This is a genomic window from Ruegeria sp. CDSA246 (assembly GCF_059611225.1).
In genome coordinates this window covers 77,056-90,276 of the sequence record NZ_JBXWPD010000010.1, presented here as the reverse complement: position 1 = coordinate 90,276, position 13,221 = coordinate 77,056, and the positions used below count along the sequence as shown (strand labels likewise).

Below are 13,221 nucleotides of genomic sequence, written 5' to 3'. Positions count from 1 at the left end.
CACGGAGACCGCCATGAGCAAACGATACGCCAAACTGGGACCCGGCGAGGGCCCCAACTATGACTGGGAAAATGACCACACCTTTGTGAAGGTGTCTGGTCAGGATACAGATGGCGCATACACGCTCATGGAAGACAATCTGAAGGCCAGCTTCGCGCTTGGTCTTCATCGCCATGATACCCACGCCGAGACTTTTTACTTTCTGGAAGGCGCAGTGGATTTCTACGTTGATGGCAACTGGCATCGATGTACTCCGGGCACAACCATGCATGTCCCGCCGGGAGTACCCCACGCGTGTCGCGTCGCCGATGGCACACCCGCCAGAATGCTGATGATCTTTCAACCCTCGGGGTTCGACGGGTTTCTGGCCGAACTGGCGACAATGACCGAGGCTGACTTTGCAGATGAGGCGAAAATGGCCGAACTGAACGCGCGTTACGACATTGTGCCGATGGGACCGGTTCCAGCCCATCCGGAAGACAGGGTCTGAAGATGACCACGCCCACAAAAATGTCTGGTGTTTACCTGACGCGCCACGGCGGCCCCGAAGCGCTGGAATGGCGCGAGGATATTCCGGTTCCAACGCCTGGACCGAGGCAGGTTCTGGTTCGGGTCGCGGCCGCAGGGGTAAACAACACGGACATAAATACACGGGTCGGTTGGTATTCCTCGGACGTGACCGGGGCAACGGACGCCGTTGATCAGGATGTTGATGCCGGAGGCTGGGGAGGCGCGTTGGCGTTTCCGCGCATTCAGGGTGGCGATCTGTGTGGGATAGTCGAATTGGCAGGGCAAGAGACCGGGTTTCAAGCCGGGCAACGGGTGACCTGCCCGATCAACTTGCCGCGCCCACGTCCCGGCAATCCGACTGGCTTTATCGCATTAGGCTCTGAAATCGACGGAGCATTTGCGCAATACTGTCTAGTTCAGGCCGACGACCTGTATGACGTGACGGCCTCACCCCAGTCAGATGTCGAAATCGCCGCCATCCCCTGTGCATTTGGCACGGCCGAGAACCTGTTAACCCGTGCTGGCGTGGCCGCTGGGCATAAGGTGCTGATTACCGGTGCCTCGGGTGGCGTGGGCCTTGCCGCTGTGCAACTGGCGTCTCTACGCGGGGCGACAGTTTGGGGCGTTACGGGTTCAGCCAAAGCCGAGGTGGTCAAAGCGCAGGGGGCCATGGACACCTTTGACCGCAACGCGCCGCTGCCCAAGGACATGTTCGACGTCGTGATCGACGTTGTCGGAGGCCGGGCTTGGCCCGGCCTGATCCTGGCCCTGAAACCCGGCGGTCATTATGCCGTTTCCGGGGCAATCGCAGGACCAATCGTTTCGGCTGACCTGCGTGAGATCTACCTGCGCGACATCACGATTCACGGCTGCACACATCAGGCATTTGAAGTCTTTGGCCGCCTTGTCGAGATGATGAATGCAGGCCGCATCAAGCCTTTGGTTTCCAAGACCTATCCACTAAGAGACATCGCCAAGGCGCAAGAGGACTTCCAGTCCAAGGTGCTGCCGGGAAAACTCGTTCTGATTCCTTAGGAAGGTTGGCAAATGGCAGAAATCACGCTTCTGGATGGCTCGATTGGGCAAGAACTGGTCAAACGCAGTGGGGACAAACCCACTCCGCTGTGGTCGACGCGCGTTATGATCGACCATCCCGAATTGGTGCAAGAGGTCCACGCCGAATATTTCCGCCGTGGCGCGACGGTTGCAACGACCAACACCTACGCGGTCCATCGTTCTCGGCTGGAGCGTCTGGATATGGAGGATCAACTGCCCGACCTGGTCCATGCTGCGGTTGCTCAGGCGAACCGTGCGCGCACGGGCGGTTCCGGGCGCATCGCCGGGGCGCTGGGTCCTTTGCTGGCGTCTTATCGCCCCGATCTGAATCCTGATGTGGAAGACGCCGCCGAAAAGTTTGCCGAGTTGGTTAACCTCATGTCCGATGACGTCGACCTTTTCCTGATCGAAACCGTTTCCTCGGTGCAAGAGGCCGAAGGGGCCCTGCGTGGTACGGCGGAGGCAGGCAAACCGGTTTGGCTGGCGCTTTCTGTGATGGATGATGACGGAACACGGCTGCGATCCGGTGAACCGCTTGCCGATATTGCGCCTCTTGTGGATCGGTTTAACCCTGACGCTGTTCTGATAAACTGTTCGCGCCCCGAGGCCGTCCCCGCCGCGCTGAAGGTCATCGCCACGATGGGGCGGCCATTTGGGGCCTATGCAAATGGGTTCACCGGGATTGCACAGGATTTCCTGAAAGACGCGCCGACTGTCGACGTGTTGACACAGCGCCACGATCTTGGACCCGAGGCTTATGCCGATCATGCGATGGAATGGGTAGCACAGGGGGCAACAATAGTTGGCGGATGCTGCGAAGTCGGGCCGGACCACATTGAGGTCCTTGCCGATCGATTGCGGTCCGCCGGGCACCGGATTGTCTGAAAGGAAAGTGATGCCATCGCCGTCGAACATCCCGGCTTCTAACGCGCAGCGACATTTCGACATCGTTGTCGCACCGGGCTATGTGCTGCTGGAACTGGCGTCATTGGTTGAGGTGCTGCGGCTGGCCAACCGCGTATGCCCGAGCCCGCCATTCACCTATGCCTATCGCTCTCTGAGGGGTGGCCCGGTCGCCAGCAGCAGCGAGGCGACGATCCAGACTGAGCGCATTCCGTCGCAGCCCAACGCGGACTATTTGTTCGTCATCGGAAATTCCGACCCCGATCATCCTGATCTATCGCTGGGGCGTGTTGTGTCGGATTATACTTTCCGCGGTGCACAGGTCTTTTTGTTGTCCGAAGCTGCAAGCCGGTATATCGACGAGCAGGGGACCGAGGACATGTCGACCCACTGGGAAAACGCGTCCTTCCTGCGTGAACGTCGCGCCCAGTTCGAGGCCAAACTGTCGATTGCAACAGAACAGGGCGCCGTGGTGACCTGCGCCGGGATGGAGGCCACTACCGATGTCGCGCTGGCTGTGATCGGGCGTCATGTTTCCGGGCCAACAAGAATGACCGTGGCCGACATCATGCTGCACGAAAACATTCGGGATTTCTCGTCTCTCCAGCCATTTTCCGGATCAAAGACCACCGCTACAGGTGACGCCAAACTGGACCAGTGCATCAAGGTGATGCAGGCCAATATCGAAGACCCGCTGCCGATTAACGAAATCGTCGAAGCGCTAAAGCTTTCGAACCGATCGCTGGAACGGAAGTTCAAGAACTATTTCGGAACCACACCAAACGGCTTTTACCGCGAAATGCGGCTGGCCAAGGCCAATAACCTGCTGCTGAACACAACGATGAGTGTTCGCGAAATTGGTCTTGCCTGCGGGTTTCCCAACGGTTTCTCGTCAGTCTACAAAAGCTTTTTCGGCGTAACCCCCTTTGTGCTGAGACGTGAAAAACGGCAAGTCAAACAACGTTGATTTTTGCAAATGGTCTGACGTTTTTCGTGCATTCTGTGTCGCTCTTCCGTGTCATTTTGGGTGGAAACTCATAAAGCGGAATCATGAGAATGGCTGATCTTCCAAACAAGGCCCGTGTTGTCATTATCGGTGGTGGTGTCATCGGATGTTCGGTGGCGTATCACCTGACCAAGAAAGGCTGGAAAGACGTTGTCCTGCTGGAGCGTAAGCAGCTGACCAGCGGCACGACCTGGCATGCGGCGGGTCTGATCGCCCAGCTGCGCGCAACGGCGAACATGACAAAGCTGGCGAAGTACAGCCAGGAACTCTATGGTTCGCTCGAAGAAGAAACCGGTGTGGCCACAGGCTTTAAACGCTGTGGATCAATCACTGTTGCGCTAACCGAAGAGCGCAAAGAAGAGATCTACCGTCAGGCGGCCATGGCGCGCGCTTTCGGCGTCGAGGTCGAAGAAATCGAGAATGAACGTGTTCAGGAGCTGTATCCCCACATCAACCTCGAAGGCGTGAAGGGTGCTGTTTACTTACCGCTGGACGGTCAGGGTGACCCGGCCAACATCGCCTTGGCATTGGCCAAGGGCGCCCGTCAGCGTGGCGGTATCGTCAAGGAACGCGTGAAGGTCACCGACATCGTCAAACAAGACCGCAAGGTGAGCGGTGTTGACTGGGTCGCAGATGACGGCAGCGCATCTGGTCATATCGAATGCGACATGGTGGTGAACTGTGCCGGTATGTGGGGGCATGAGGTCGGCAAGATGGCTGGCGTCAATGTTCCGTTGCACGCTTGCGAACACTTCTACATCGTTACCGAAAATATCGACGGTTTAACTCAGTTGCCGGTTCTGCGCGTTCCCGATGAATGCGCGTATTACAAAGAGGACGCAGGCAAAATCCTGTTGGGTGCATTTGAACCGAATGCCAAGCCCTGGGCGATGGACGGTATTCCTGACACCTTTGAATTCGACCAGCTGCCCGAGGATTTCGACCATTTCGAACCGATTCTCGAAGCCGCGTGTGAACGTATGCCGATGCTGGCCGAGGCCGGTATCCATACCTTCTTCAACGGGCCCGAATCGTTTACCCCTGATGACGCCTATCATCTGGGTCTGGCACCCGAGATGGACAACGTCTGGGTCGCAGCGGGCTTCAACTCGATCGGCATCCAGTCCGCCGGTGGCGCTGGCATGGCGCTGGCCGAATGGATGGACAGCGGTGAAAAGCCTTTCGATCTGGGCGACGTGGACATCAGCCGGATGCAGCCGTTCCAGGGCAATAAGCAGTACCTTTTCGAGCGCTCGAAAGAGACGTTAGGCTTGCTCTACGCCGACCATTATCCCTATCGCCAAAAGGCCACCGCACGTGGCGTGCGCCGGACGCCGTTCCACCATCACCTGCTGGAACAGGGCGCGGTCATGGGCGAGTTGGCGGGTTGGGAACGTGCCAACTGGTTCGCGAACGAGGGGCAGGAGCGCGAGTACCAGTACAGCTGGAAACGCCAGAACTGGTTCGAGAACTCGGCTGCCGAGCATAAAGCCGTGCGCGAGAATGTCGGCATGTATGACATGTCGTCCTTTGGCAAAATCCGCGTTGACGGCCCGGATGCCGAAGCATTCATGAACTATATCGGTGGCGGCGATTACTCGGTCCCGAATGGCAAGATCGTCTATACTCAGTTCCTTAACCGCGCAGGCGGGATTGAGGCGGACGTGACCGTTACCCGCCTGACCGAGACCGCTTATCTGGTGGTGACCCCGGCAGCGACCCGCTTGGCTGACCAGACCTGGATGCAGCGCCATGCGGGCAACTTCAACGTCGTTGTCACCGATGTTACTGCGGGTGAGGGCGTTCTGGCCATTATGGGTCCAAATGCGCGTACGCTGCTTGAAAAGGTCTCGCCCAACGATTTCACCAACGCGACCAACCCGTTTGGCACCGCGCAGGATATCGAGATCGGCATGGGTCTGGCTCGAGCCCACCGTGTGACCTATGTCGGTGAGCTTGGTTGGGAAATCTATGTCTCGTCCGACATGGCGGGACATGTGTTCGAAACCCTGCACGAGGCCGGACAGGACATGGGGCTAAAACTATGCGGCATGCATATGATGGACAGCGCCCGGATAGAAAAAGGCTTCCGCCACTTCGGCCACGACATCACTTGCGAGGACCACGTCGTCGATGCCGGTCTTGGTTTTGCGGTCAAGGTCGATAAGGGCAGCGATTTCATCGGGCGCGAAGCGGTGATTACGCGTAAGGAAAGCGGACCGCATAACCGCTTGGTTCAGTTCAAGCTGACCGATCCGGAACCGCTGCTGTTCCACAATGAGCCGATCATTCGGGATGGCGAGTATGTGGGATACCTCTCCTCGGGCAACTATGGCCACACGCTGGGCGGTGCGATCGGTCTGGGTTATGTGCCCTGCGAAGGCGAAAAAGCGGCTGACGTTTTGGCTTCGACCTACGAGATCGATGTCTGCGGTGTGAAGGTGAAAGCCGAGGCATCACTCAAGCCGATGTACGATCCAAAATCCGAGCGCGTTAAAGTTTAGCGCCAAGGTTCGACACACGGGGCGCTGCGGCGCCCCGTTTTCTTGGTACATATCAATTTTCTTGATGCGACCGTTCACGGTTTTCGCAGTTTCCAAACCCTCCGGAACAGCCGTATAGACAAACGGTATCACCCGGAGATCCATGATGGCGGACGTCGCAACATCACCCCACAATGAGGACACGCCAAAAGGATTGGCTCTGGCGGTGACCGCCTACGTTCTATGGGGTTTCCTGCCGCTGTACATGAAAGCTCTGGCGCATATCGGGCCGGTCGAGATCGTGGCGCATCGGATTGTATGGTCGGTGCCTGTGGCCGGGCTGTTGCTGGTGGCGCTAGGGCGAACCGGGGATTTGAAGGCTGCCTTACAAAACCCGAAGATGCTGGGCATGGCCTGTCTAACAGCGGCTTTGATCTCGGTGAATTGGGCCATTTACGTCTGGGCGATTGCCAGCGGTAACGCATTGGACGCAGCGTTGGGCTATTACATCAACCCGCTGTTCAGCATTGCGCTAGGGGCGATCCTGTTACGTGAGCCTTTGAATCGTACGCAATTGGCGGCAGTGGGGTTAGCTGCTTTGGGTGTGCTGGTATTGATCGTCGAAGCGGGTCGGCTGCCGTGGGCCGCGCTGGCCCTGACGGTCAGTTGGGGGTTTTATGCTTTCTTCAAACGCTCGCTGCCCATCGGCCCCAATCAGGGCTTTCTGCTAGAGGTTCTGATCCTGCTGATCCCAGCCTTGGTCTACATCACCTGGTTGGGGGCAAAAGGAACCGGCCACTTTGGCGCAGCCGCTGGGGACACCATGCTGCTGGCCTGTGCCGGCATTGTCACCGCTGTTCCGCTGCTGGTCTATGCCAACGGGGCCAAATTGGTGCGGTTGTCCACAATGGGAATCCTGCAGTACATCGCGCCGACGATGATCTTTATCACTGCGATTACCGTGTTCGGGGAACAGATCGATCGGGGCCGGATGATCGCCTTCCCACTGATCTGGGCGGCTTTGGTGGTCTATACGATCCCGATGATTCGTCAGATGCGGGGTCAGCGCTGATGCAATAAGTCGGCCGCGGCCTCTGCCCACAAGCGATAGGCTTTGGGGCTTGGGTGATATCCGTCCGGAGCAGCCAGCGCCGGGTCATCCGGAAACTCCAATGACAGGTGCCGGGCTTGCGGGAATGTCGCAGCGGCCTTTTGCAAACCCCGATCCAGCCGGGCCGCCTGTCGCCCCAGTGCCCAGGCCAGCGGTTGGGGCAGGGCCGGAAAACGGTTCATTTGTGGCACGGCGGTAACCACGACACGTCGAACACCCAGATTGCTCGTCAGATGATCCAGAAGCTGGGTCTGCAAACCCGTGAACTTTTGCCGGGATACTCCACGCGTGACGTCGTTTACACCCAAGGCAGTCACGGCGGCGTCATAGCTGCCTTCAAGGCGGTTCAATCGTTCCAGCGTATCCTGTGTTGTGTGACCCGTCGTCGCTTCCAGCCGCCACTCCACGCTGTAATGGCGGGCCAACCGCGCCACGAGAAACCCCGATAGTGCCTGTTGCTGTCGCCCAGCCCCCACACCCGCGGCCGAGCTGTCACCAGCGATGAGCAGCCGCAATCGGGGGCCGCGCCCTTCGCGCCCTTGGCGCGGGCCGGACGGTTCGGGCAGCAGCTGAGCGTTACGACGCACGGAAATCGCCTGTGCTGCCAGAACCGGCAACAGCGGGACGCGCAATATCTGATCGGCGGCAATCGGGGCAGTCATGGTTAGCTGAGCGCGTTTTTGTATTCGAGGAAGCGGGCGTCCGTCATAACCCGAGCCATCATCGCCTCGCGCAGGGCACCGATGGTCTTGTAAGGGCGCATGACGACCTCGAATTCCTGTATCAAACCCTCATCGTTCAACGTGATCAGATCGACGCCGACCGCGTCCAGATCCCCGACCTTGCATTGAAACTCCAGCGCCCAATCCTTGCCTTCACCCATAATCCGGCGATAGCGGAAGTCGGAAAACACCTGTCCCACGTGACCCAGAACAGCCGCCACCGGTTCGCGTCCGGTCCAGGTGCTGTAGTAAGTTGGCGGGGAAAACCGTACGTCTTCGGCCAGCAATTCGTGGATCAGGGTTTCATCGCCCTTGGCGACAACGTCTTGCATGCGCGCGATTGTGGGGTGCATGGGTTCTCCTCCGCTTTGGGTCTGAGAGTTGCTGAACCGTTTCGTTCAGGCAAGCCCGACGTTGCGGGAACCTACGCGGTGCGATAGGCAGGCGCGCATGAGCGAGACCTATGATCCCCCGAATACGCCGTTGGATGTGCTGCATGAGGATGCGCAGCTTATCGTGGTCAACAAGCCCTCGGGTCTGCTGTCCGTGCCTGGGAGGGGAGAGCATCTAGCCGATTGCCTGCTGACCCGCGTGCAGGCGGCATTTCCGCAAGCTTTGCTGGTGCATCGGTTGGATCGGGATACGTCGGGTGTCATGGTGTTTGCCCAGTCACCGCACGCACAGCGGCATCTGAGCATGCAGTTTGAAAAACGCCAGACCCGCAAGACCTATGTTGCGCGTGTTTGGGGGCGCATCGAGCAAAAGTCCGGAACCGTCGATCTGCCGTTGATCGTGGATTGGCCCAACCGCCCTCGCCAGATGGTCTGTCACGAGACTGGCAAACCCGCCGTCACTGATTGGCGGTTTGTAAAACACGAGGGTGAGACGACGCGCGTCCGATTGTTCCCCAAAACAGGTAGGTCTCATCAGCTACGCGTTCATATGCAAGCGCTGGGCCACCCGATTCTGGGCGATCCGTTCTACGCCGACGGACCTGCGCTCGAATTCCCGCGTCTGATGCTGCATTCTGAGGAACTGCGCCTAAAAAGCCCCGAGGGCGGAGTTTCAATGAAATTCCGCGCCCCGGCTGATTTCTGACCTCAGGCCGTGCTTGTCCACAGCATCTTGAGGTTGCCCAACGAGAACCGCTTGGTCCGTTTGCGCGGTGCGCAGGGCTGACGGGCAGCCATAATATCACGTTCGATCTCGAACGCGCGCAAAGTGTGATCCTGCGCCCAGCGGTCCAGTTTCAATGTCATCATCACGTGATTGTCGAGGTATGGCATGGTCGACCTCCTTTGGTTTGTTTCCCAAAGATCGCAGATCACTCCTGACACCACCCTGTCAGTGGGGTGTGCTAGGATGTCAGCAGACCGCCCGGAGAACCTTATGCGCCGCTCAACCCGCCTTTTTGAAATCATCCAGATCCTGCGTTCGGCCGAAATGCCTGTGACGGCGGAGGCACTGGCAGAAAAGCTGGAAGTGTCAGCGCGTACCGTCTATCGCGATATCGCCGCTTTGCAGGCACAGCGAACCCCGATCGAGGGTGAAGCCGGCGTGGGATACTTGATGCGGCGGGGATATGACCTGCCACCGTTGAATTTCGACGCTGAAGAGGTCGAGGCGCTGTGGGTCGGGTTGTCGATGCTGGCGCGCACCGGGGATAGCACCCTGCAACAAGCTGCGGACCGTGTTTGCCGCAAGATCGACGCTTTGCGCGCGCCTGCAGATTGGCTGCAAGTCGCCCCATGGGGTGCACCGATGGATGATCCGGCCAAGGGGTGCGTGCCTGTCGTAAACTATCGCGAGGCTATCCGCTCTGAACGCAAAATTCGCATCACCTATGTGAATGCCGAAGGTGAGCGAACCGAGCGGATCGTCAGGCCCGTCGCCCTTATCTACCACATTGAATGCACGATGTTGGCGGCGTGGTGTGAGCTGAGGAATGGGTTTCGCCATTTTCGTACGGATCGCATTTGGGCCTGCGACGTTACAGACGATCATTTCTGCGGGCAGGGGGAGCCTCTGCGAGCGATCTGGCAAGACCAGAACCAATTGGATCCTGTTGAACGGCGGTAATTTGCCGACTTCACCCGATTGTTGCTTGAGCCTAAGATAAGGTAACGCGATATACTGCGCCAAACAAAGCGGGTTCGGTGAACGGGCCCCAGAGCAGAAGGTGATTACATGACGATTTCCAAGAGTGTTCTTGCCGCAGGGCTGTGTTCGGCCATGTTTTTGGGGGCCTGTACGGACCCTGGCACATTGAACCTGCCCTCGGACCCGAACCAGAACGCCAAGCAGGGTGCACTCCTTGGCGGTCTGATCGGCGCAGGTGTCGGCGCGATTGCCAATGGATCTGATCCGCTTTTGGGGGCCGTAGCAGGCGGAGCAATCGGTGCAGCAGGAGGCGGCCTGATAGGCAACCAACTAGACAAACAAGCAGCAGAACTGCGTCAGCAACTGGCCAATCAGGGCATCATCGTTACCAACGCGGGCGACCGACTGATTGTGACCGTCCCGAATGATATCACCTTTGACACCGACAGCGCGACCGTGCGCCCGGCACTGCGGGCCGATCTGGTCCGGGTGGGGCAGAATCTGGTGAATTACCCCAACTCGAACGTGCAGGTCATCGGCAATACCGATAGCGACGGCGACGCTGCGTATAATCAGGGCCTGTCCGAACGCCGGGCGCGCTCTGTCGCCGATATTCTTCAAGCCAATGGTGTAAGTGGTGCACGCATCTCGACCATCGGCCAGGGCGAAAACCGCCCGATTGCCTCTAACCTGACGCCCGAGGGGAAGGCCCAGAACCGCCGGGTCGACATCGAGATCATTCCGAACGGAAACACATAATGATATGGGCACTTTCGGGTGCCCATTTTTCGCACATTGACTGCGCGTCATCCGGTCTTTGGTGCGCGCGAAAGTTACGCTAGCTATTGGGCAACACCAAAGCGGAGTTTCCCAATGTCTGAACCCATCCTTCTGAGCCTGTCCGGCTCATTGCGCCAAAGCGCGACCAACCGCAAACTGCTGCGCGAAGCGGCCCGGTTGTTCGAGCCGGGAACGCATATCGAAGCTGATCTGAACCTGCCGCTTTATGATGGTGATCTTGAAGATGGCGAGGGCATCCCCGAAGCCGTACAAACCCTTTCCGATCAGATCGCCCAAGCCCATGCCGTGATCATTTCGACCCCGGAATACAACAAAGGCCCGTCGGGTGTTCTGAAAAACGCTTTGGACTGGGTCAGCCGAACAGATGACCGCCCCTGGGCCGACAAACCGGTTGCCGTGATGTCCGCCGCCGCAGGGCGTGCGGGTGGTGAGCGGGCGCAGATGGTTCTGCGCGGCTATATGGTTCCCTTCCAACCGCGCATCCTGCAGGGGCCAGAGATTCATCTCGCCAGCAGTTCGAACGAGTTTGACGAGCACGGCAAATTGCTGAGCGACCGTTACGAAAGTTCTCTGCGGACACTCATGCAGAAACTGCGTGCTGAGGCTGGGTTCTAAGATCGAGAGGCTGCTTGCCGGGTCTGGTCGGTCTGCATAGTCTGCCGCCATGACTGACGAAATACTGACCGATGTGATGGACCCGGCCCGCGCCTCTGCGCTATTGGTAGCGCTTGGATCCAACGACAGGGTCGCAGCAGGCGATCAACTGCCGCTGTTCTTTCACCAGCTGTATTTTTGGTCGCCTCAGCCGCCTGCCAATTTGGGGCGGGACGGGCATCCAAAGGTTGGGGACGGTCTGATTCCCGATATGGGCTTGCAACGTCGGATGTGGGCCGGGGGACGGTTGCAGTTTCACGCGCCGCTGGTCGCGGGCTCAAAAGCCGTGCGCCGGTCTGTTCTTGAAAGTGAGGCGGCAAAAAACGGACGGACGGGACCGCTGGGGTTTGTTACACTGCGACACGAGATTTCTCAGGACGGTCAATTGTGTCTGAGCGAATGGCAGGATCTGGTTTATCGACCAGACCCTTCGAGTTCCGACATAAAGCACAAGCCACCTATGGCCCGTACCGATGAAACCGACAGGCGAGACGTCACCTTCGACAGCACATTGCTGTTTCGATACTCGGCGCTGACCTTCAATGGGCACCGTATCCATTACGATCTGGACTACGCGCGGGATGTCGAAGGGTATGACGGTCTGGTCGTTCATGGCCCGCTGCTGGCACAACTATTGATGCTGTTTGCTGAGGATCTGGCAGGTCCATTGGCTCAGTTCTCCTTTCGCGCGTCATCGCCGCTGATGCACTTTGAGACGGCAACCTTGTGCCGGTATGGCCAGGCGATGTGGGTGCGCGGACCCGATGGGCGGCAATGCATGTCCGCCGAGTTTGTCCCGCGATCAGAGTGATGCTTCGGGTCTGAAGTCACCCGGGATCGCATCCCGGTCCTCAAGAACCAGATCCGCCATGACCTCGGCCACTTTCGGGGCCATGCCAAAGCCGATTTTGAAGCCACCATTGGCGATGAACTGCCCTTCGTACAGCGGGTGCGCGCCCAGCATTGGTGCGCGGCTTTTGCTGCGCGGCCGTACACCCGCCCATCGTTCGATGACCTCTGCGCCATGCAGGACGGGAACGGCCCGCATCGCCCGGTCCAGAACGTCATCCAGAGCTGCATCCGTGCTGGTCGGGTCGTCATAGCCACGCTCCGAGGTCGAACCGATTGCCAACGTCCCGTCCGCATGCGGTATGAAGTGGATTGTGTCCGCAAACAGTTGTGGAACCTCTCCCGCATCAAACCGCAGAAGTGCGGCTTGACCCTTGACGCCGTTGCCAACGGTTTTGCCAAAAGCCTCGCTCAGTTCCTGCAGTCCGGCAAGCCCGGTGGCATGGACAACCTGTCCGCGATCTGGTGCGTCGGCTACGACCTCGACGCCAATCACAGCCAATGCCGCAACCAAGGCCGCACAGGCCCGGCGCGGATGCATGCGAGCGCTCAGCGTATCATGGATGACAAAACCGGTAGGACTGGGCGGACACCATGTACCGACCGCGGCTGTTTCGACGACCCACCATTCAGCGCGACCCTGCCACAGTTCCGCTGCTGTGATGGCGCGGGCATGGGCAAGTTCCAGCGTTCGGGTGTCGATGATAGGTTGCAACCGTCCCAGCCGCGCATATCCGGGTGAGACGCCGCCTGTGGCCTCGACCTGTTTCCAGAATGGTTCGGCCATGATCAGGCTGTCGAACTGAAACGCCTTCTTGGCATTCCAGTTTTCAGGCACATGCGGTGCCAGTGCGCCAACCAGGCCACCGCTGGAACCAGCGCCGGGGCCAAAGGGATCGACGATCTGCACCTTTGCGCCGCGCCGGGCACAGATCCAGGCGATAGACAGGCCGAAAATCCCTGCACCGCGCACCGTCACATCGACCATTGCCATTCCCCTTTACCTTGTTCAGTGTCGCGCCGCTT

General features: G+C 58.9%; 15 protein-coding genes. 11 read left to right on the top strand and 4 right to left on the bottom strand.

The window, feature by feature from the left end; translation table 11 throughout:
* Window positions 1-13: 13 nt before the first annotated feature.
* The 6 genes from AC2FI9_RS14330 to rarD all read left to right on the top strand — a co-directional run bounded on the left by AC2FI9_RS14330 (window position 14) and on the right by rarD (window position 7,030).
* Window positions 14-490, top strand: coding sequence for a cupin domain-containing protein (locus tag AC2FI9_RS14330; protein WP_496768517.1), 477 nt, complete (start codon window positions 14-16; stop codon window positions 488-490).
* Between the two features lie 2 nt (window positions 491-492).
* The gene (locus AC2FI9_RS14325; RefSeq protein ID WP_496768515.1) at window positions 493-1,545 is read left to right on the top strand and encodes a zinc-binding dehydrogenase; all 1,053 of its coding nucleotides are present in this window, start codon (window positions 493-495) and stop codon (window positions 1,543-1,545) included.
* A 12-nt stretch (window positions 1,546-1,557) separates the two neighbouring features.
* Window positions 1,558-2,451: a homocysteine S-methyltransferase family protein gene (locus AC2FI9_RS14320; RefSeq protein WP_496768513.1), complete on the top strand. Its 894-nt coding sequence runs from the start codon at window positions 1,558-1,560 to the stop codon at window positions 2,449-2,451.
* Between the two features lie 10 nt (window positions 2,452-2,461).
* A complete protein-coding gene (locus tag AC2FI9_RS14315) occupies window positions 2,462-3,436 on the top strand; it encodes a GlxA family transcriptional regulator (RefSeq protein WP_496768511.1) in 975 nt (324 codons plus the stop codon).
* Window positions 3,437-3,525: 89 nt separating this feature from the next.
* Window positions 3,526-5,979 (top strand): GcvT family protein, encoded by a 2,454-nt coding sequence (locus AC2FI9_RS14310; protein ID WP_496768509.1) that lies wholly within the window; start codon window positions 3,526-3,528, stop codon window positions 5,977-5,979.
* Between the two features lie 145 nt (window positions 5,980-6,124).
* Entirely contained in the window at window positions 6,125-7,030 is a 906-nt protein-coding gene (rarD, locus tag AC2FI9_RS14305; RefSeq protein ID WP_496768507.1) for an EamA family transporter RarD, read from the top strand.
* Here the strand turns inward: rarD and AC2FI9_RS14300 are convergent.
* The gene (locus AC2FI9_RS14300) at window positions 7,021-7,731 is read right to left on the bottom strand and encodes an SGNH/GDSL hydrolase family protein (protein WP_496768505.1); all 711 of its coding nucleotides are present in this window, start codon (window positions 7,729-7,731) and stop codon (window positions 7,021-7,023) included. The genes rarD and AC2FI9_RS14300 overlap by 10 nt on opposite strands.
* A 2-nt stretch (window positions 7,732-7,733) precedes the next feature.
* On the bottom strand, window positions 7,734-8,144 hold the full coding sequence (locus AC2FI9_RS14295; protein ID WP_058279776.1) for a nuclear transport factor 2 family protein: 411 nt from the start codon (window positions 8,142-8,144) through the stop codon (window positions 7,734-7,736).
* A gap of 97 nt (window positions 8,145-8,241) precedes the next feature.
* On the opposite strand from AC2FI9_RS14295, the gene AC2FI9_RS14290 reads away from it, so the two are divergent.
* Window positions 8,242-8,889: an RluA family pseudouridine synthase gene (locus AC2FI9_RS14290; protein WP_496768502.1), complete on the top strand. Its 648-nt coding sequence runs from the start codon at window positions 8,242-8,244 to the stop codon at window positions 8,887-8,889.
* A gap of 2 nt (window positions 8,890-8,891) precedes the next feature.
* On the opposite strand, the gene AC2FI9_RS14285 is transcribed toward AC2FI9_RS14290, so the two are convergent.
* Window positions 8,892-9,077: a hypothetical protein gene (locus AC2FI9_RS14285; protein ID WP_496768500.1), complete on the bottom strand. Its 186-nt coding sequence runs from the start codon at window positions 9,075-9,077 to the stop codon at window positions 8,892-8,894.
* Between the two features lie 103 nt (window positions 9,078-9,180).
* Here AC2FI9_RS14285 and AC2FI9_RS14280 point away from each other — a divergent pair, with 103 nt between their 5' ends.
* The 4 genes from AC2FI9_RS14280 to AC2FI9_RS14265 all read left to right on the top strand — a co-directional run bounded on the left by AC2FI9_RS14280 (window position 9,181) and on the right by AC2FI9_RS14265 (window position 12,157).
* On the top strand, window positions 9,181-9,870 hold the full coding sequence (locus AC2FI9_RS14280) for a helix-turn-helix transcriptional regulator (protein WP_282152998.1): 690 nt from the start codon (window positions 9,181-9,183) through the stop codon (window positions 9,868-9,870).
* 108 nt (window positions 9,871-9,978) lie between these two features.
* Entirely contained in the window at window positions 9,979-10,650 is a 672-nt protein-coding gene (locus AC2FI9_RS14275) for a YiaD family glycine zipper/OmpA-like lipoprotein (protein WP_058272535.1), read from the top strand.
* A 114-nt stretch (window positions 10,651-10,764) separates the two neighbouring features.
* Window positions 10,765-11,307 (top strand): NADPH-dependent FMN reductase, encoded by a 543-nt coding sequence (locus tag AC2FI9_RS14270; RefSeq protein WP_496768498.1) that lies wholly within the window; start codon window positions 10,765-10,767, stop codon window positions 11,305-11,307.
* A gap of 49 nt (window positions 11,308-11,356) precedes the next feature.
* Window positions 11,357-12,157, top strand: coding sequence for an HTD2 family dehydratase (locus tag AC2FI9_RS14265; protein ID WP_496768496.1), 801 nt, complete (start codon window positions 11,357-11,359; stop codon window positions 12,155-12,157).
* Here the strand turns inward: AC2FI9_RS14265 and AC2FI9_RS14260 are convergent.
* Window positions 12,149-13,189, bottom strand: a complete 1,041-nt coding sequence (locus AC2FI9_RS14260; RefSeq protein WP_496768495.1) for an NAD(P)/FAD-dependent oxidoreductase — start codon at window positions 13,187-13,189, stop codon at window positions 12,149-12,151. The two genes, AC2FI9_RS14265 and AC2FI9_RS14260, sit on opposite strands and share 9 nt — an antisense overlap.
* Window positions 13,190-13,221: the final 32 nt, after the last annotated feature.